16 protein-coding genes are annotated in these 18,639 nt (G+C 72.0%); 14 read left to right on the forward strand and 2 right to left on the reverse strand.

The window, feature by feature from the left end:
* Window positions 1-17 precede the first annotated feature (17 nt).
* The 7 genes from ABH927_RS26325 to ABH927_RS26355 all read left to right on the forward strand — a co-directional run bounded on the left by ABH927_RS26325 (window position 18) and on the right by ABH927_RS26355 (window position 8,741).
* Window positions 18-1,055, forward strand: coding sequence for an endonuclease domain-containing protein (locus ABH927_RS26325; RefSeq protein WP_370025801.1), 1,038 nt, complete (start codon window positions 18-20; stop codon window positions 1,053-1,055).
* Between the two features lie 43 nt (window positions 1,056-1,098).
* Window positions 1,099-1,746 (forward strand): hypothetical protein, encoded by a 648-nt coding sequence (locus ABH927_RS26330; RefSeq protein WP_370025802.1) that lies wholly within the window; start codon window positions 1,099-1,101, stop codon window positions 1,744-1,746.
* On the forward strand, window positions 1,743-4,943 hold the full coding sequence (locus ABH927_RS26335; protein WP_370025804.1) for a helicase HerA domain-containing protein: 3,201 nt from the start codon (window positions 1,743-1,745) through the stop codon (window positions 4,941-4,943). The genes ABH927_RS26330 and ABH927_RS26335 overlap by 4 nt, the downstream gene beginning before the upstream one ends.
* A gap of 73 nt (window positions 4,944-5,016) precedes the next feature.
* Complete coding sequence (locus tag ABH927_RS26340) at window positions 5,017-5,499, forward strand: cation:proton antiporter regulatory subunit (protein ID WP_370025805.1); 483 nt, start codon at window positions 5,017-5,019, stop codon at window positions 5,497-5,499.
* An 8-nt stretch (window positions 5,500-5,507) separates the two neighbouring features.
* The gene (locus tag ABH927_RS26345) at window positions 5,508-6,668 is read left to right on the forward strand and encodes a cation:proton antiporter (protein WP_370025807.1); all 1,161 of its coding nucleotides are present in this window, start codon (window positions 5,508-5,510) and stop codon (window positions 6,666-6,668) included.
* Between the two features lie 33 nt (window positions 6,669-6,701).
* Complete coding sequence (locus tag ABH927_RS26350; protein WP_370025809.1) at window positions 6,702-7,688, forward strand: DNA polymerase ligase N-terminal domain-containing protein; 987 nt, start codon at window positions 6,702-6,704, stop codon at window positions 7,686-7,688.
* 156 nt (window positions 7,689-7,844) lie between these two features.
* A complete protein-coding gene (locus ABH927_RS26355; RefSeq protein WP_370025811.1) occupies window positions 7,845-8,741 on the forward strand; it encodes a DMT family transporter in 897 nt (298 codons plus the stop codon).
* Here the strand turns inward: ABH927_RS26355 and ABH927_RS26360 are convergent.
* Window positions 8,695-9,786 carry an MGDG synthase family glycosyltransferase gene (locus tag ABH927_RS26360; protein WP_370025813.1) on the reverse strand — a complete coding sequence of 364 codons (1,092 nt, stop codon included), beginning with the start codon at window positions 9,784-9,786 and terminating at the stop codon, window positions 8,695-8,697. The genes ABH927_RS26355 and ABH927_RS26360 overlap by 47 nt on opposite strands.
* 48 nt (window positions 9,787-9,834) lie before the next feature.
* On the opposite strand from ABH927_RS26360, the gene ABH927_RS26365 reads away from it, so the two are divergent.
* The 7 genes from ABH927_RS26365 (at window position 9,835) to hpnH (ending at window position 17,691) form a co-directional block, all read left to right on the forward strand.
* A complete protein-coding gene (locus ABH927_RS26365; protein ID WP_370025815.1) occupies window positions 9,835-10,542 on the forward strand; it encodes a polysaccharide deacetylase family protein in 708 nt (235 codons plus the stop codon).
* A gap of 321 nt (window positions 10,543-10,863) precedes the next feature.
* A complete protein-coding gene (hpnC, locus tag ABH927_RS26370; protein WP_370025817.1) occupies window positions 10,864-11,775 on the forward strand; it encodes a squalene synthase HpnC in 912 nt (303 codons plus the stop codon).
* Window positions 11,776-11,779: 4 nt separating this feature from the next.
* Complete coding sequence (locus ABH927_RS26375; protein ID WP_370025819.1) at window positions 11,780-12,865, forward strand: phytoene/squalene synthase family protein; 1,086 nt, start codon at window positions 11,780-11,782, stop codon at window positions 12,863-12,865.
* Window positions 12,862-14,208, forward strand: a complete 1,347-nt coding sequence (gene hpnE, locus ABH927_RS26380; RefSeq protein ID WP_370025821.1) for a hydroxysqualene dehydroxylase HpnE — start codon at window positions 12,862-12,864, stop codon at window positions 14,206-14,208. Before ABH927_RS26375 ends, hpnE begins: the two co-directional genes overlap by 4 nt.
* Window positions 14,205-16,097: a squalene--hopene cyclase gene (gene shc / locus ABH927_RS26385; RefSeq protein WP_370025823.1), complete on the forward strand. Its 1,893-nt coding sequence runs from the start codon at window positions 14,205-14,207 to the stop codon at window positions 16,095-16,097. Before hpnE ends, shc begins: the two co-directional genes overlap by 4 nt.
* Window positions 16,094-16,687: a hypothetical protein gene (locus tag ABH927_RS26390; protein WP_370025825.1), complete on the forward strand. Its 594-nt coding sequence runs from the start codon at window positions 16,094-16,096 to the stop codon at window positions 16,685-16,687. Before shc ends, ABH927_RS26390 begins: the two co-directional genes overlap by 4 nt.
* A complete protein-coding gene (hpnH, locus tag ABH927_RS26395; RefSeq protein WP_370025826.1) occupies window positions 16,687-17,691 on the forward strand; it encodes an adenosyl-hopene transferase HpnH in 1,005 nt (334 codons plus the stop codon). Before ABH927_RS26390 ends, hpnH begins: the two co-directional genes overlap by 1 nt.
* On the opposite strand, the gene ABH927_RS26400 is transcribed toward hpnH, so the two are convergent.
* Window positions 17,657-18,421, reverse strand: coding sequence for an SDR family NAD(P)-dependent oxidoreductase (locus ABH927_RS26400; RefSeq protein ID WP_370025827.1), 765 nt, complete (start codon window positions 18,419-18,421; stop codon window positions 17,657-17,659). The two genes, hpnH and ABH927_RS26400, sit on opposite strands and share 35 nt — an antisense overlap.
* Window positions 18,422-18,639: the final 218 nt, after the last annotated feature.

Here is an 18,639-nt window from a genome sequence, read left to right on the forward strand (position 1 = left end):
GATCAAAGGAAAGCGGCTTGGCGCGGTGGTGGGCAGAACTGCCGGTGGGCCGGGTGGTGCGTCTCGACGCCCCGGACCCGGACGCCCTCACGCTGTCCATTGATCCGCTTCCCGAAGACGCTCCCGCCATAGTGACCTATTTCGCCGAGCCGGCGCCCTCGGCGGCGACACTGGTCGCGGAGGTGCTGTCCCAGCTCGAAACGGCCGCCGCCGGGCTTTATCCGGCATGGCTGCCGGGCGCGGAAGACATCACGGCCGGAGGAGCGGGAGTGAGCGCCGTCCGCGCCCTCGCGCTCCGGCTGGCGTCCGGCAGCCGCCACTTCGGCCCATTCCTGGCTCAGCTCGCCGAGACGTCCCTTGCCGGTGCGGCCCGCCGTCCCACCAGGTTCGCTCCGGAGGTGCGCGCCGCCGGCCTGGCCCGCGTGCTCGCCGCAGGCTTCCGGCGCCGGCGCGCGTCGCTCCTCGTCCACGTGCCTCCGGGGCTCACCGCGGCGGAGGAGGAGGCGCTCGTCTCGGGCTGCGAATGGCTGGCGTACCGGGGTGAGCTGGGCGTCTGGCTCACCGGCGCCCCGCTGTTCGCCGTCGATCGCGTCGAGGCGATCACAGTACGGCCGGCCGCCGGGACGGCGCCGGTCCCCCTCGACGTTCCGCGGACGGCCGCGCGGGCCATCAGGTTCCCCGCGGTGGCCGGCATGCCGCATCCGGCGAGCAGCGCCGAGAAGGCGCTGGAGGCGGCTTTGGCGTCCCGCGAATGGGCCCATGGCCGGGCGTGGAACCAGACCCACCAGTCCGGCCCGCTCGCCAACCCCATCCGGGTCGACCTGCTCTGGCGGGACGAGCGGTGCGTCGTCGAGATCGACGGCCCCGAGCATCGCGTGCACGGCAATTTCGAAGCCGATCGGCGACGGGACGTGCAACTCCAGTTAGACGGCTTCGCCGTGCTGCGCTTCACCAATGCCCACGTTATGACCGACACAGACGCGGTGGTCGTTCAGATCGAACGGTTCCTCCAGGATCGCCGCGCTGGAACGTTCGAAGGATCACGATATGCCTGAGCCGAAACTGTCCCTCCCCGAAACAGCCGCTCTGCTGGTGCTCATGGTGGAGGCAGGAGAAGTCTCCAACCCGGACTTCGAGAAACGTTACGGCTTCGCACTGAAGGCGAAGGGCCGCGAGCATCTGAACGACCTGAAGCTCATCGAGAGTTCGAAAAAGGGTCGCGCGCTCGCGCATGTGCTGACCGACAGGGGATGGGCACGCGCGGCCGAGGAATTTCGTGCGGAGATCGCGGCGCCCACCGGAGCGGCCGGCGCCATCATCCGTGCCCTGAACGTCGGTCTGCAGGGCTTTCTGGACCGGACCGATCAGACGCTCGCCGATGTCCTGTTCGCTCCTCCGGAGGACTCGGATTCCGCCCCATCGCCCGAGCCGGTCGGCATGCCCTTCGCCCCGTCCGCCGCGCGTTCAGCGATGTCCGTCGCCGAGTCCGACCTTGAGTCCCGGATCCGTGCCGTCTACGCCCAGCTCGCGGAGAAGCCGGGTGCCTGGGTGAGCCTCACGGAGCTTCGGCCCCTCCTCGGCGGTGCCACGAGAACGGAGGTCGATCATGAGTTGAGCCGGATGAACCACATGCCTGACGTGAACATCGTCCCCGAGTCGAACCAGAAAGACCTTTCGGCGAAGGACCGCGACGCCGCAGTGGTCATCGGTGACCAGCAGAAGCACCACCTGTCGATCGGGGCATGATGGCGACCGGCGAACTCGGCGCTCTGGCGGCGCTCAGGTTCAACACGGTGATCGCGGCCGATGACGTCTGGCGTCCGTCGCTGTTCCATGTGCGGGCGCTTCATCTGAACATCGTGCAAGCCGTACTGGACGGCGTGGCCGAGGCGACGGAGAGCAGCGGTTCCAGCCCGATCGGCCTCGTCATCCAGGGGCAGCGAGGCACGGGGAAGACCCACTTGCTGGGCTGGGTCCGCGAGAAGGTCCAGGAGGATGGCGGCTACTTCTTCCTGGTGAGTCTGCTGGACGCCAGGACCTTCTGGGAGAGCGTCGTGGTGTCGCTCCTCGACGGCCTCTCGCGTGAACTGGACGGCGAGAGCCAGCTCAAGATGTTCCTGCGCCGCCTGTCGCAAACGGTCGGAGTGCCGCGCATGGTCCGGCGTGAGGTGATCGGGGACGGGCCGCTGTCCGTGGAAGCCCTCGACACCTTCATCGAGGCGTTATGGCACTTCGACCGTCGTGTGGGCAGGGAAGGCCAGGACACCGCTAGGGCACTGGTCCTGTGCGCATCCACCGATCTCAACGCACAGGCGATCGGTGACAGCTTCCTTGGATCCCAGCCCGAGGAGGAGCCGGGAGAGCGGGCGAAGTGGGGCATACGACAGGGGCAGAAGTCGCCGCAAGAGATCGTCAGGGATCTGTCCCGCCTCCTCGCCCTCACTGGACCGTCCATCATCGCGGTCGATCAGATCGATTCCCTCATCGCCAAGGCGACCCTGACCGGCGACCAGGGGAAGATCGACTGGCGGGAAGCGCTGGAAATCGAGCAGGTGGCCCATGGCCTGATGGCGCTCCGGGAGATGACGCGCCGGACGCTGACGGTGCTGTCCTGCATTCCGGCCACCTGGGTTCTGATCGAGAAGTACGCCACCGACACCGTCCAGGACCGGTTCCGGAAACCCGTCCATCTCAAGACGATTCCCGATGCCGACACGGGTCGCGCTCTCGTCGAGAAACGGCTGGGGGCGCAGTTCCGGGCCGCCGGCTTCCGCCCGCCGTACCCGACGTGGCCGGTGAAGCCGTCCGCCCTCGACGACGCTCCGGGTTTCACCCCACGGCAGCTTCTGATCAAGATTGACAGCCATATCCGGTCGTGCCGCCTCAGCGGGGAGGTCACGGAGCTGGAGAGCTTCATCACTCCTGAATCGGTGGGGCCGGATGATCCTTCTCGGGTCGGACCGGCCGAACCGGTCGGCCGGGAGGATGAGCTGGCCGCCCTTGACGCCCGGTTCGCCGAGCTCAGGGACGCGGCGGACATCTCGGCGGCGATCGACGCCGCGACCGAGGACGCGGTGATGCCGGGGTTGCTGTCGGCCGGTCTCACCGCCTGGATCGCCGAGCAGGGTGAGGCGGGACGGGCGTTCACCCAGGACGCGCCGCCGAGCGCGAAGCCGCCCCTGCACGCCCGGCTCCGGCGCAGCCTGGACGAGGCCACCGAGGACGAGGAGCACTGGAGCTTCCGCGCGATAGCCTCAGGCAACGCCATCGCCGCCCTTCACCGCGTGCGCAGCGCTTCCGTGGCGGCCGGGCTGAACGCCGAGGTCCCCAAGCGACGGTTGTTCCTGCTGCGGAGGACACCGTGGTCGCCCGGAGCCAAGACGCGGGAGACCATCGCGGCCTTCGAGCAGGCCGGCGGCAGGACACTCCCAATCGCGGAAGGGGATCTCAAGGTCCTCTCCGCGCTCCGGGTCCTTCTGGCCGAGAACCTCCCGCACCTGCACGCCTGGCTCGCCGACCGCAGGCCGGCTCGCCAGGTCATGGTGCTCTCTGAGGCCCTTGGCGACGCTTTGGCCGTTCCGGCCGGACAGGGGTCGGAGCGCAGTCCGAGCACCGGTGAGAACGCCGCCGAGCGGGCCAAACCGGAGGCCGGCGGAGGTCTCCGGGAAGGCGGTGAGATCGCGCCTCCCGTGATGGCCACGCCCGGGGCCGGGCCGTACGTTCCGGTTGGCGTGGCGATCGCGGACGAGGCGACGGTGAGCGTCGGCCTCGAGGCGTTCAGAAAGCACACGGCGATCTTCGCCGGGTCGGGATCCGGCAAGACCGTGCTGATCCGCCGCCTGGTCGAGGAGTGCGCGCTGCGAGGCGTGTCGGCCATCGTGCTCGACCCGAACAACGACCTGGCGCGCCTGGGGGACAGGTGGCCGGAGGCGCCCGCCCAGTGGACGGCGGAAGACGCGGCGAAGGCCGAGGACTACTTCGCGAACACCGACGTGGTGGTCTGGACGCCGCGGCGCGAGGGGGGACGCCCGCTCAGCTTTCAGCCGCTGCCCGACTTCGGCAGTGTCCTGGACGACGCCGACGAGTTCGGCGAGGCGGTGGACGCGGCCGTCGCGTCCATCGCGCCCCGCGTGAAGCTGCTGGCGAACACGCACAAGGCCCATCTCGGGCTGGCGGTGCTCCGGGAGGCCGTACGGCATTACGGGCGTGGGCGCGGAACGAGCCTCAAGGGTCTCGTCGAGCTGCTGTCGGCGCTGCCGGAGGGCGTCAGCAGACTCGACAACGCCGAGAAGATCGCGGCCGACCTGGCCCAGCTCCTCACCGCCGCCATGGTGAACGACCCGCTGTTCGGCGGCGGTGGCACCCCCGTGGATCCCGGTCTGCTGCTGACACCTCCGCCGGGAAAGAGGGCCCGCGTGTCGGTGATCAGCTTCGTCGGCCTGCAGTCGGACAGCCAGCGGCAGAGCTTCGTCAACCAGCTGCAGATGGCGCTGTTCGCCTGGATCAAGAGACATCCGGCCGGGGAGCGGCCGCTGGGCGGCCTGTTCGTGATGGACGAGGCGCAGACGTTCGCGCCGTCCGGTGTCATGACCGCGTGCACGCAGAGCACGCTGGCGCTGGCGTCCCAGGCGCGGAAGTACGGCCTCGGCCTGGTTTTCGCGACGCAGGCGCCGAAGGGGCTGCACAACCGGATTCCGGGGAACGCCGCGACCCAGTTCTTCGGCCTTCTGAACAGCCCGATCCAGATCGAGGCCGCGAAGGAGATGGCGCGGGCCAAGGGTAGCGCCGTCACCGACTTCGGGAAGCTGAGCACCGGTCAGTTCTACGCGGCCGTCGAGGGAGCGGCCTTGCGGAAGACGCAGGCTCCCCTGTGCCTCAGCCACCACCCGAAGAGCCCGCTGACGACGGAGGAGGTCATCGAGAGGGCGAAGATCTCCCTCTAGCGCAAGCCGCCACGAATGCCCGAATTGGTACGGTAAGGGCGATAACTGGCGGTCTGCGCACTTTGGGGGACGGGTGGAGGTCGAGCAGACGGCGCTGCCTGGGATCGGGTTGCGGCATGAGTTCAGCACGCGATCCGGGCGGCGGATCGGGGTGGTCTCCCACCGTACGGGCGGCCGTGACCTGGTCATCTATGATCCCGGCGACTGCGATCGCGCCCGCGAGACTGTCAAACTGAACGACGCGGAGGCCGACGCGCTGGCTGAGCTGCTCGGTGCCCCCCGGATCGTGCAGCGCCTCAACGACCTGCACCAGGAGGTCGAGGGGCTGGTCAGCCTGCAGCTGCCGATCCCGCCCGGCTCGCCGTACGCCGGACGGCCGATGGGGGAGGCGCGGGTGCGCACCCGCACGGGGGCGTCGATCGTGGCGGTCGTCCGCGCCGGGCAGGTCGTCGCGAGCCCCGCTCCCGACTTCCCGCTGGCCGCAGGCGACGTCGTGGTCGTCGTGGGCAGCCCGGATAGCACCGGGGCCGTCGCCGGCATCGTGTCCGACGGTTAGGCCAGCGGGTGCATCAGACGGCGATTCTCTTTCTTGAGTTCGGCGCGGTCCTGCTCGGTCTCGGTGTGCTGGGGGCGCTGGCCCTGCGCGTCGGCGTCTCGCCCATCCCGCTCTACCTGATCGCCGGACTCGCGTTCGGCACCGGAGGCATCCTGCCCCTGACGACCAGCAAGGAGTTCGTCAGTGTCGGCGCCCAGTTGGGCGTCATTCTCGTGATGCTGCCCCTCGGCCTGGAGTACAACGCCGATGAGCTGGTGACCAGCCTGAAGGGCAACTCCCGCGCGGGGATCGTCGACGTGGTGGTCAACGCCACGCCCGGGGCGGTCTGCGCCCTGTTGCTGGGGTGGGGTCCGGTCGCCGCCGTGGCCATGGCCGGGATGACCTATGCCACGTCCTCCAGCATCACCGCCAGGATCCTGTCCGACCTCGGGTGGATCGGCAACCGTGAGACCCCGGTCGTGCTGTCGCTGCTGGTGTTCGAGGAACTCGCCATGGCGATCTACCTGCCCATCCTGACCGCCATGCTGGCGGGGCTGAGCTTCGTGGGCGGCGCGCTCACGGTGGGGATCGCGCTGGCCACGGTGAGCGTGGTGCTGCTGGTCGCGCTCCGCGGCGGGAGGCTCATCCAGGTGTTCATGGCCAGACCCAATCCCGAGGTGCTCGTGCTGAAGATGGTCGGCCTCGCGCTGCTGGTCGCCGGGGTGGCGCAGCAACTGCACGTGTCGGCGGCCGTGGGGGCGTTCCTCGTGGGCATCGTCCTGTCGGGAAAACTGGCCGAGGGCGCCCAGGCGCTGCTGCTCCCGATGCGGGACCTGTTCGCAGCCATGTTCTTCGTCTTCTTCGGTCTGCAGACCGACCCGGCCAAGATCGGTCCGGTGGCCGGGCTGGCGGCGCTGCTCGCGCTGGTCAGCATGGTCACCAAACTGGTCACCGGGGCGTACGCAGCCCGGAGGGCGGGCATCGCGCGGGCGGGGCGGGTGCGTGCCGGCATGGCGCTGATCCCGCGCGGCGAGTTCAACATCGTCATCGCGGGCCTCGCCGTGACCGCCGGAGCCCATCCCGATCTGGGGCCGGTCGCGGCCGCGTACGTTCTCATCCTCGCGGCCTTCGGCCCGCTGGCCGCCCGCCTGGTCCAGCCGCTGATCATCGCGATCGCCAAGCGGGCCTGATCTCTCCGCCGCCACGCGGGTAGGACCATCGGCGTGGCGGACAAACTTGAGCCTTACCGAGGAAAGCGCGACCCCCGGCGCACGCGTGAGCCGATCCCGGAAGAGGGGCCGCTGCCGCACGGCGACGACGACACGTTCGTGATCCAGGAGCACCACGCGCGGTCTCTCCACTGGGACCTGCGGCTGGAGCGCGACGGCGTGCTCGTCTCCTGGGCGATCCCGAAGGGGCTGCCCCCGGACCCCGGCACCAACCACCTCGCCGTGCACACCGAGGACCACCCCATGGAGTACGCCCAGTTCGAGGGCGAGATCCCACAGGGCGAGTACGGCGGGGGCACCATGACGATCTGGGACCGCGGAAGGTACGAGACCGAGAAGTGGAGCGACCGCGAGGTCAAGGTGGTTCTGCGCGGCTCCCGCGCCTCGGGGCGATACGTGCTGTTCCAGACACGCGGCCGGAACTGGATGATCCACCGGATGGACCCGCCGGACGGCTCGTGGCGGCCTGCCCCCGCGCCGCTCGCTCCGATGACGCCCGTGACCCGGGCCAAGGCCCCTCGTGACGTCGACCGGTACGCCTGGGAGTTCGCGTGGGGAGGATCACGCGCGCTGGCGTACGTCGAGGGCGGCAGGCTCACCCTGCGCTCCGCCGACGGGGCGGACGTCACCGGGAAGCACGGCTGGCTGCGGACGATGGCCCCGTCGTTCGGGAGCCGGGGGGTGGTCCTCGACGGAGAGATCGTCGCTCTGGGCGGAACGCCGGTCTACGTCTGCTATGACGTGGTCTACGACGACGGCAGGGTCCTGCTGGGCGAGCCGTACGAGCGTCGCCGGGCCACGCTGGACGAGCTGGCGATCGGCGGCCCGCGCTGGCAGACCGCTCCGAGCTGGCCGGGCCAGGCCCAGGCCGTACGGCGGGCGGCGAAGGAACAGGGCCTCCCCGGAGTGGTCGGCAAGCGTCTGGACTCGCCGTACGAGCCGGGTGAGAAGTCCCCGTCCTGGGTCTTCATCCCCGTATAGCCCCCCAGATATCACGGCCCGCCGGAGCGGCCCCGGCGGCCTGGCCCGCCGGGTTGACCGGCTCCGATGCGGGCACGAAGGGGGGAGAACCGCTTCCGCGCCGCGGTGTGACGCGTGGTCGGCGGTATGGGGAAACCGCCCGGAAGTCGAGCATCCATGATCGCCGTGCCACTCGCGCTGCTGGCCGCGGCCTGCAACGCCATCGCCTCCGTGCTCCAGCGACGGGCCGCCCGCACCGCGCCGGCGAGCGAGGCGTTCCGGCTGACCCTGATCCTGGACCTGATCAGGCGTCCGTCGTGGCTCGGCGGCATCCTCGCCCTCACCGGGGGCTTCGTGTTCCAGGCGGCCGCGCTGGGCTTCGGCGGGCTCTCCCTGGTGCAGCCGCTGCTCGTCACCGAGCTGCCCATCGCGATGGTCCTCGGGGCCTGGACGTTCCGGTTCCCCGTCCGGCCGGTGACGTGGCTGGCCGTCGGCATCCTCACCTCCGGGCTCGCGATGTTCCTGATCGCGGCCGGCCCGGCAGAGGGACACGAGGTGCCCGAGACATACGTATGGTGGCTGGCGGCCGTCGTGACCGCCGGGCTGGTCGCGGTCGTGGTCGCGACCGCCAGGCTCAGCCGAGGCGAGCCACGGGCGGCGCTGCTGGGCGTGGCCGCGGCGCTCGCGTTCGCCTTCACCGCGGCGCTCATGAAGGAGACCATTCGCATCCTGACCGAGGACCCGCCCGCCGTGCTGACCTCCTGGTTCTTCTACTCCATGGTGGCCGCCGGCCTGTGCAGCGTCTTCCTGCTGCAGAACGCCTTCCAGAGCGGAACGCTGGTGGCCGTCCAGCCCGCGCTGACCGTGACCGACCCCGTGGCGAGCATCCTGTTCGGCGTCGCACTGTTCGGCGAGGACGTCCGGTCGGGTCCGTGGGTCGTGCCGGAGGCCCTCGGGATCGGCCTGATCCTCTACGGCAGCGTCCTGCTGTCGCGGTCGACCGCCGACCTGGTGCGGGCCCAGCAGGTCACCCAGACCGGCAGCCGAGAAGAGACTCGGCGGAGGCAGAGCTGAACAGCGCCCATCCCCGGGCGATCCGCCGGTCGCGCTCGGGGGTCCCGTCGAGCCGGTCGAGGGCGGCGAGCAGCCCCGCCGCGCTCGTGGCGTAGTCGCTCAGCCCGGCCGCCGCCATCGCGCGGGCGCCGTCCCGGCCATGCCCCGGGATCGGGCGGTAGCAGACGACGGGCACGCCCGCCGCGAACGCCTCCCTGCAGGTCAGTCCCGCCGCGTTGTCCACCAGCGCGTATGCCGACGCCAGCAGCTCCGGCATGTCGTCCCGCCAGCCCAGGGCGATGCCCTGCCCGGCCCTTTCGAGCCCGCGGCGCAGGGCGTCGTTGTGCCCGCAGAGGACGACGGGCACATACCGCCCCGAGCGCGCCACGGCCCGCGCGGTCTCCCCGACCTCGCCCACCCCCCACGAGCCCGCCGAGACCAGCACCAGCCGGTCGCCTGGCCCCGCGCCGATCCGCGGCACGATCCGTTGACGATCAGCCCGTTCTGGATCAGCACGTGCCGTACGGAACTCGGGGCGTACGACGGGCGCGTGGAGGTGGGCGGGGCGGCCGGTCGCGGCGGTCACGGCGAGGGCCGACGCGGGGTCGGCGCACAGATACCTGTCATTGCCCCGATGCAGCCAGAGCCGGTGGACGGCGAAGTCGGTGACGAGGACCGTGCTGGGAACGGGCAGCTTCCCACGCTCCCGGAGGCGCCCGGCCGCCTGCGCGGCCAGGTGGAAGGTCGAGACGACCTCGGCGGGCCGGCGGCGGCGCACCAGCCGCCGCAGCCGCTTCGCCGCCAGCACCGTCAGCGGCGACGCCGGGCCCGTCTGCCCCCGCGACGGGCCGGTTGTGAAGAAGACGCGGTAGATCAGCGCGTAGAGCCAGGGCGCGGAGCGCATCATCCAGCCGTACCAGCGGCGCAGTGCGGGCCCGAGCCGCATCGGCAGCAACTCCAGCACGTCGGCGACGTCGGCTGGGATGCCGTCCGCGGCGAGCCGCCTGGCCAGCTCCACCGCGACTCCGTCGTGCCCGGCCCCCATGCTCGCGGTCAGGATGAGCACCCCACCCCGCGCCGGTGCCGCCGGGTGCGTCCCGCACACTTGGAGGTGATGAACCGCCTCGCGCTCGGGATCGCCGGCATGGCCCTGCTGCACGCCGGCCCCGCCGCCACCTGGCTGCCCGCCGTACGACGCCGGCTGCCCGGTCTCGCCGGTGCTGGAGCCCCCGACCATGTCGCGCTGACCTTCGACGACGGGCCCGACCCTGAGTCGACGCCCTCGTTCCTCGACGAGCTGGCGCGGCTGCGCTGCCGGGCCACCTTCTTCGTCCTGGGCGAGATGCTGGAACGCGGCCCCGCCCTCGGCCGCCGCATCGCCGAGGAGGGTCACGAGATGGCGGTCCACGGCTGGCGGCACGACAACGCGCTCCTCACCCGGCCGGGCCGGGTGACGGCCGAGATCGGCAGGGCGGCCGGCCTGGTCACCGCCGTCACCGGAGTCCGCCCGGTGTGGTACCGGCCGCCCTACGGCGTGCTCAGCGCCGAGACCCTGGTCGCGGCCCGTCGCTGGGGGCTGCGACCCGTCCTCTGGACGGCCTGGGCCAAGGACTGGACGCGCTCGGCCACCCCCATCTCCGTGCTGAAGACCCTCGAACCCGGCCTGCGCGGCGGGGCGACCGTCCTGCTGCATGACTCCGACCACACCTCCGCCCCCGGCGCGTGGCGGTCGGCCCTCGGAGCCCTCGGGGAGCTGGTGGATCGGTGCCGTTCCGCCGGCCTCCGGGTCGGACCACTGTCTGATCACGGCCACCTCGCTTAACTGGCCTCCACCAGGGCGGTTCCTCCGCGGGAGAGGGCTCCTGGGCCGGGCACCGCACCCCGGTTCCTTCCCCGAGGGCGGCCGTGCGCCCGCTTGAGAGGGACCGCGCCTGAGGGCGGCAGGCTTTACTCCTGGCCCGCTCCGCAAACGGAGCAGAAAGGCGCGTCCGCCTTTGCGCCGCCTGACGGGGAGAACCCTCTGGACATGTCCCGGAGAGGGCGACCACTCGCGCGAGATAGGCCTTGCGCGGAGTCACCCGCGTAAAAGCCCGTGGTCGTGGTGTGGTGTTTTGCGGTCACTCGCGGCGGAGACCCTGAATGCATGTCTTCGGGGGGAGGCGACGTCCGCAACGTCGCGCTCAGGGCACGCCGGGAGAACTTCCCGGTGGCGTCGCGGCTGCTGCCGCGCGAGCACCGTCGCCACCTCCTCGCGGTGTACGGCTTCGCGCGGTTCGTCGACGACATCGGTGACGAGGCAGCGCCCGCGGAACGGCCCCATCTGCTCGACACCGTCGAGGCCGACCTGGACCGCCTCTACGCCGGGCGCACTCCGCGCCTGCCGGTCACCCGCGTGCTCGCCTCGACCGTCGGGGCCTGCTCCGTTCCGGCTGAGCCGTTCCACCGGCTGGTCAGGGCCAACCGGTGCGACCAGACGGTGACCCGCTACGGCACCTTCGCCGACCTGCTGGCCTACTGCGCGCTGTCCGCCAACCCCGTCGGGCACATCGTCCTGCACATATTCGGCGCGGCCTCCCCCCTGCGGCTGGCCCTGTCGGACCGGGTCTGCTCGGCCCTCCAGGTCCTCGAACACTGCCAGGACATCGGCGAGGACTACGCGCGCGGCCGTGTCTACCTGCCTGGGGAGGACCTCCGTCGCTTCGGTTGCGCCGAGCGTGACCTGTCGGACGGCATTGGGGGCGGCGGCCCCACGGGTGCCGCGGCGGGTGGCTTGGCGGGCGGGCCGGTGAGCGGTTCCGGTTCCACGCCTGCCCGTGTGCGCCGGGTCGTCGCGGTGCAGGTCGCCCGCGCCCGGCGGCTGCTCGACGAGGGCGTGCCGCTCGCGGCGTCGCTGACCGGGTTTCCCCGCATCGCCGTGGCCGGTTACGTCGCGGGCGGCCTCGCCACCGTCGCCGCGCTGGAACGCGAGGGCTACGACGTCCTCGGACGGGCGGTACGGCCCCGCCGTACAGGACTGCTGAGCGCGTGGCTGCGCGTGCTCGCGAGAGGGAGGTGAACCTGTGACCGCGTCCGATGCCTACCGGCACTGCGAACAGGTCGTCCGACTGAGGGCGCGGAACTTCTCCTACGGGATCCGGCTGCTCCCGGGACCCAAACGGCGCGCGCTGAGCGCGGTCTACGCGTTCGCCCGGCGGATCGACGACATCGGCGACAGCGACAGGCCGGCGGACGAGCGGCTGTCCTCGCTGAAGAAGGCGCGCGCGGCACTGCGCGACCTACCGCCCGATTCGGGCGACCCGGTGCTGGTCGCGCTGCACGACGCGGCCGGCCGCTATCCGATCCCGCTCACGGCGTTCGAGGACCTGATCGACGGCTGCGAGGCGGACGTCAACGGGGCCGCCTACGAGCGATTCGACGATCTGCTGACCTACTGCCGCCGCGTCGCCGGATCGATCGGACGGCTCTCCCTGGGCGTCTTCGGGACCCAGGACACGAGCACCCAGGACACCAGCAGCCGGGACACCAGCAGGGACACAGGGACCGGCCGTAGCCGGGACGCCGGCATTCGGGACCCCGTCGTCCAGGAGCCCGTCGTCCAGAACACCGCCGTCACGGTCATCCGCCCCGACAGCGACGGCTCCCCCGGCATGCGCGCCAACGGCAGCCGGATCACCGGCGTCCCCACCCGCCGCGCCGGGACGGAAGCCCCGGCAGAGGGACAGACCGAGGCCGCGCGGCTGGCGGACGCCCTCGGGGTGGCCCTCCAGCTCACCAACATTCTCCGGGACCTGTACGAGGATCGCCTCGCCGGCCGGACCTACCTGCCGGCCGAGGACCTCGAACGGTTCGGATGCACCCTCGGCCTGGACTCCTCGGGCCGGTTCGCCGACCCCCCGGAGCGGCTGGCCCAGCTGATCCGGTTCGAGGCCGACCGGGCGCTCGGCTGGTACACGACCGGGACGCGCCTGCTGCCCATGCTCGACCGGCGCAGCGCCGCCTGCGCCGGGGTGATGGCGGGCATCTACCAGCGCCTTCTCGCCCGGATCGCCGCGGATCCGGCCGAGGTGCTGACCGCGCGCCTGTCGGTCCCTTCGTGGGAGAAGGCCATGGTCGCCGCGCGAGCCGTCGCGGGAGCGGGCCGATGAGCGCCCCGGCGGCACCGGTCGCGATCGTCGGCGGCGGGCTCGCGGGCATCGCCGCCGCCTTGGCGCTGGGGGAGGCCGGGTGCCCCGTGACGGTGTACGAGGCTCGTCCCAGGCTCGGTGGCGCGGCCCACTCCTTCCGGCGGGACGGCCTCGCGGTCGACAACGGCCAGCACGTCTTCCTCCGCTGCTGCACGGCCTATCGGGGGCTGCTCGACCGTCTGGACGGCTCCCGGCGGGTGCGGCTCCAGGACCGGTTCGACGTCCCCGTCCTCACGCCCGACGGGCGGACGGGCCGTCTGCGCCGGGCCGCGTTGCCGGGGCCGCTCCACCTTCTTCCGGCGCTCGTGACGTACTCCCTGCTTCGCCCGGCGGACAGGGCGCGGGCGGTGCGCGGTTCGCTCGCGCTGCGCAGGCTCGACCCGGCCGACCCGGCCCTCGACCAGATCGACCTGGGAAGCTGGCTCGCCGCCCACGGCCAGCGCGACGCCGCCAGGCAGGCCCTCTGGGAGCTGTTCGCCGTGGCGGCCCTCAACGTGGGAGCCGACGAGGCGGCCCTCGGACCGGCGGCGATGGTCTTCCAGACGGCCCTGCTGGGCCGGGCGGACGCCGCCGACATCGGCGTTCCCGCCGTGCCGCTCGGCGAGCTCCACAGCACCGCGGCGGAGGCGGCCATCGTCAAGGGCGGCGGCCGGGTCCGGCTGTCGGCGAGGGTCGAGGCGGTCGAGCCGGGGCCCGCGATCGTCGTGAAGGGCACGAGGATCGAGGCGTCCGCCGTCATCGTCGCGACGCCTCACGAGCAGGCCGCGAAGCTCGTTCCCGAGCAGGCCGCCCCTGATCGGGCACGGTGGAGCGGCCTCGACGCCAGCCCGATCGTCAACGTGCACGTCGTCTATGACCGGCCGGTCACCCGTCTGCCGTTCGCCGCCGTCGTCGGCTCACCGGTGCAGTGGGTCTTCGACAAGACGGCCGCCGGCGGCCTGGGCGAGGGGCAGTACCTCACCGTGTCCGTGTCCGCCGCGCACCGGTGGATCGACACGTCGGTCTCGCGGGTGCGGGCGGAGTTCGTCCCCGAGTTGGAGCGGCTCTTCCCCGAGGCGGCCCGGGCGCTCGTCACCGACTTCTTCGTCACGAGGGAGCGGCGGGCGACGTTCCGCCAGGCGCCCGGCAGCGGCGCCCTCCGCCCGGCGGCGGCGACCCGCTGGCCGGGGCTCTGCCTGGCCGGCGCGTGGACCGACACCGGCTGGCCGGACACGATGGAGGGGGCCGTCCGCAGCGGGCTCGACGCGGCCCGGCTGGTCAGGCGCCATCTGCGCCTGGGACAGGCCGACGGGTCGCCGTCATGACCACGCTCCGCGCCGCCCCGCCCGTCTCAGGCGTACGGCTCACCCTGGACGCGGCCCGCGACCACCTGCTGGGCCTCCAGTCGCCCGAAGGGTGGTGGAAGGGCGAACTGCAGACCAACGTGACCATGGACGCCGAGGACCTGCTGCTCCGCGAGTTCCTGGGCATCCGCGCGCCTGAGGACACCGCCGAGGCGGCCCGCTGGATCCGCTCGGAGCAGCGGGACGACGGCACGTGGGCCAACTTCCACGGCGGGCCGGGTGATCTCTCCACCACCGTCGAGGCGTACGTCGCGCTGCGGCTCGCCGGTGACCTCCCCTCCGCCCCGCACATGCGCGCCGCGGCCGATTTCGTACGGCAGGCCGGCGGCATCGAGGGCGCCCGCGTGTTCACCCGCATCTGGCTGGCGATGTTCGGGCAGTGGCCCTGGGAGAGGTTGCCGGTCCTCCCGCCGGAGCTGATCTTCCTGCCGTCGTGGTTCCCGCTCAACGTCTACGACTGGGCCTGCTGGGCCCGGCAGACGATCGTGCCGCTCACCATCGTGAGCGCGCGGCGGCCGGTCCGCCCGCTGCCGTTCGGCCTCGCCGAGCTGCGCACCGGGCGTTCCGCGCGGACCCGTCAACGGGCGGGCCGGGACGCGGTGCCGGGCTGGGACGCGGTGTTCAGGGCCCTCGACCGGGGGCTGCACGGCTACGAGCGGCGGCCGGTCGGGAGCCTGAGGCGCGCCGCCATGAGGCGGGCCGCCGAGTGGATCGTGGCCAGGCAGGAGCTCGACGGCTGCTGGGGCGGCATCCAGCCCCCATGGGTGTACTCCCTGATCGCCCTCAACCTGTGCGGCTACGACATCGCTCATCCCGTGATGCGGCGGGGCGTGGAAGGGCTCGACCGGTTCACCGTCCGGGACGAGAGGGGCCGCAGGCTGGAGGCATGCCAGTCGCCGGTGTGGGACACCGCCCTCGCGATGAACGCCCTGCTCGACGCGGGTCTCCCCGGCGACCATGCCGCCCTGGGCCAGGCCGCCGGGTGGATGGCGGGCCAGGAGATCAGGGGCCCGGGCGACTGGGCCGTGCGGCGGCCGTCGCTGCCGCCGGGCGGCTGGGCGTTCGAGTTCGACAACGACTGGTATCCGGACGTCGACGACACCGCCGAGACGATCCTGGCCCTCCGCCGGGTGAGCCATCCGGATGTGCGGCCGGTCATCGGCCGCGCGCTTCGCTGGATGACGGGAATGGCCTCCAAAGACGGCGGCTTCGCGGCCTTCGACGCCGACAACACCCGCGAACTGTGCACCCGCCTGCCGTTCTGCGACTTCGGCGCCGTCATCGACCCACCGTCCGCCGATGTGACGGCCCACGTCGTCGAGGCGCTGGCGGCCGAGGGACACGCCCACTCCGGCGTCGTACGGCGGGCCGTCGTCTGGCTGCTCAAGGCGCAGGAACCGGGCGGATCCTGGTTCGGCCGCTGGGGCGCCAACCACGTGTACGGCACTGGAGCCGTGCTCCCCGCCCTCATCGCGGCGGGCGTGCGCCCGGACGCCACGTGCGTACGGCGGGCCGTCACCTGGCTGGAGAACCATCAGAACGGCGACGGCGGCTGGGGAGAGGACATGCGCTCCTATGACGATCCCGCCTGGATCGGGCGCGGCGAGTCCACGCCGTCCCAGACCGCATGGGCGCTCATGGCACTGCTCGCGGCGGGGGAGCGGACCCCGGCGGTCGAGAGGGGCGTCGAATGGCTCGTCCGCCGCCAGCGTCCGGACGGCACCTGGGACGAGCCCCACTTCACCGGGACCGGATTCCCCGGAGACTTCTACATCAACTACCACCTCTACCGGCTCGTCTTCCCGATCAGCGCCCTCGGCCGCTACCTCACCCGCGAGGGGCCGCCATGACACCGAGCGGCCTGGTCATCTGCGCCGCGCTGAGGATCGAGACGCTCGCCGTCCGCCGCGGCCTTCCCGCCTCATCCGATGTGCGGGTCGTCCGCACCGGGTTCGGGCCGTCCCGGGCTCGCCGCGCGGCCGGGCGGCTGACGGGCTTCGGCGCGCTGGCCGTGACCGGCTTCGGAGGCTCCGCCGACGACGGCCTCCACCCCGGCGACGTCCTGGTGGCGAGCGAGGTCCGCTTCGGCGGCGCAGTGGTGCCGTGCCCGTCGGCGGGGCTCCTGGCCCGAGACCTGGCGAGTGCGGGGCTGACCGTCCAGACGGGGCCGCTGGCCACCCGCGATCACATCGTGACGGGAAGGGAACGCGGCCGTCTCGCCGGGCGGGGAGTGCGAGCGGTCGACATGGAGAGCGGTCCTCTCGCGTTCACAGCGGGCGGCCTGCCGTTCGCCGTCGTGCGTGTGATCGTCGACACCCCTGCCTTTCCCCTGCTCAGCGTGGCCACCCTGCGGCAGGGACGGGCGGCCTGCCGTGTTCTCCGCCGGGTGGGCCCGGTCCTCGCGCGCCACTTCGCGTTACCGAAGGAGGTCGGGTCCTGATGCCGATGCCGATCCGGCAGAGCCTGCGCGTCAGCGCGTACATCCTCCGCCAGAGACTCCGCCGCCGCGCGAAGTTCCCGCTGCTGGTGGAGCTGGAGCCGCTGTTCGCCTGCAACCTGAAATGCGCGGGATGCGGCAAGATCCAGCACCCTGCCGACGTGCTGAAACAGCGGATGTCCGTCGAGCGGGCCGTCGCCGCGGTGGAGGAGTGCGGGGCGCCCATGGTGTCGATCGCGGGCGGCGAGCCGCTCATGCATCCGCAGATCGGCGAGATGGTCCGGGAGCTCGTGGCGCGTAGGAGATACGTCTTCCTGTGCACCAACGCGCTGCTCATTCCCAGGAAGATCGACCAGTTCACGCCCTCGCCGTACTTCGCCTGGACCGTCCACATCGACGGGTTACGCGAGCGTCACGACGCCTCGGTGTGCAAGGAGGGCGTGTTCGACGAGGCCGTCGCGGCGGTGCGGGAGTGCCGGCGCCGGGGCTTCCGGATCACCACGAACACCACGTTCTTCAACACCGACAGCGCGCGGACGGTGGTCGAGGTGCTCGACTTCCTCAACGACGACCTGCGTGTGGACGAGATGATGATCTCCCCCGGATACGCCTACGACAAGGCGCCGGACCAGGACTGCTTCCTCGGGGTGCGAGAGACCCGGGAGCTGTTCCGCGAGGCCTTCGCCGGGGGCAACCGCGGGCGATGGCGGTTCAACCACTCGCCGCTGTTCCTCGACTTCCTGGAGGGAAAGGTCGACTTCCCGTGCACCGCGTGGGCCATCCCGTCGTATTCGGTCTTCGGCTGGCAGCGGCCCTGCTACCTGATGGCGGACGGCTACGCCGCGACCTACCGGGAGCTGATCGAGACCACGGATTGGAGCTCCTACGGCAGGGGCCGTGACCCCCGGTGCGCCAACTGCATGGCCCATTGCGGGTACGAGCCCACCGCCGTCTTCGCCACTCTCGGTTCGCTCAGGGAGTCGCTCCGCGCGATGCGCGGCCACTGAGCGCGGCCAGCACCCTGAAAGGTCCGGGCGCGGCGCCCCTCAGACGGGCGGGCAGCCGCAGCCAGCCCGGCACGAACGCCTCCGCCTGATCGCGCTCCACCGTCCGGGTGATCGCCCTGGCCACGCGCTCGGGCGGGATCGGAGCAGGCCAACGGCGGGCGTACGGAGCACCGCGCCGGGCGAAGAACGGCGTGTCGACGACGCCGGGCAGCACGACGGACACCCCTATGCCTGCGCACATTCCGGCGGCCTCTTGGCGCAGGCTCTCGGCGAAGACGAGAAGCCCCGCCTTGGCCGCCGAGTACACCGCCTCACCGGGCACGCCGACGGCGCCCGCGATCGAGGCGACGAAGACCACGTGGCCTCGTCCGCGCTCGATCATGGCGGGCAGAAGCAACTTGGCGAGCGTGATCGGGGCCGTCAGGTTGACGGCGATCACCCGCTCGATGGCGTCGTCCGGCATCGCGGTGAGCGGCCCGGCCCAGCCCTCTCCGGCGTTGCTCACGAGGACGTCCACGGGCCCGGCACGCTCGGCCAGCCCGGCCGCGTCCGTGATGACGTCGGCGGGGACGGCCCGGCCGCCCGTCTCCGAGGCGATTGCCTGCAATCTTCGCTCGTCGCGCCCGGACAACACGAGGCAGGCGCGCTTACCCGCCATGGCGCGGGCGGTGGCGGCCCCGATGCCCGACGAGCCCCCGGTGATCAGGACTCGGGCCCCCTCGAGCCTCACGCCTCGCCGGTCCTCTGCGGACTGTCAGGCCGTCGTGTCATGGGCATCGCGGTCGTCCCCTCGTCTCGTACGACGCACGCTAGCGAGCCGCGCGCAAAGGCCGCCCCAATGGTGACTCCACGGACGTCCGAGGAGCACGCGGTACGGCTATGACGCCGATAGCCGCAAGGACGTCGTAGGGCGCAGATCACGAGCGAGAGACGCGCAGCTCCCGGGGC

Source organism: Planotetraspora sp. GP83 (assembly GCF_041262585.1).
Taxonomy (GTDB): Bacteria; Actinomycetota; Actinomycetes; order Streptosporangiales; family Streptosporangiaceae; genus JAOEGB01.

Excerpts from the sequence above, each read along its gene's own strand:
- shc (WP_370025823.1), top strand. The coding sequence starts at position 14,205 with ATGACCACGCTCCGCGCCGCCCCGCCCGTCTCAGGCGTACGGCTCACC.
- hpnC (WP_370025817.1), top strand. The coding sequence starts at position 10,864 with ATGTCTTCGGGGGGAGGCGACGTCCGCAACGTCGCGCTCAGGGCACGC.
- hpnE (WP_370025821.1), top strand. The coding sequence starts at position 12,862 with ATGAGCGCCCCGGCGGCACCGGTCGCGATCGTCGGCGGCGGGCTCGCG.
- ABH927_RS26335 (WP_370025804.1), top strand. The coding sequence starts at position 1,743 with ATGATGGCGACCGGCGAACTCGGCGCTCTGGCGGCGCTCAGGTTCAAC.
- hpnH (WP_370025826.1), top strand. The coding sequence starts at position 16,687 with ATGCCGATGCCGATCCGGCAGAGCCTGCGCGTCAGCGCGTACATCCTC.
- ABH927_RS26330 (WP_370025802.1), top strand. The coding sequence starts at position 1,099 with ATGGTGGAGGCAGGAGAAGTCTCCAACCCGGACTTCGAGAAACGTTAC.
- ABH927_RS26390 (WP_370025825.1), top strand. The coding sequence starts at position 16,094 with ATGACACCGAGCGGCCTGGTCATCTGCGCCGCGCTGAGGATCGAGACG.
- ABH927_RS26355 (WP_370025811.1), top strand. The coding sequence starts at position 7,845 with ATGATCGCCGTGCCACTCGCGCTGCTGGCCGCGGCCTGCAACGCCATC.
- ABH927_RS26365 (WP_370025815.1), top strand. The coding sequence starts at position 9,835 with ATGAACCGCCTCGCGCTCGGGATCGCCGGCATGGCCCTGCTGCACGCC.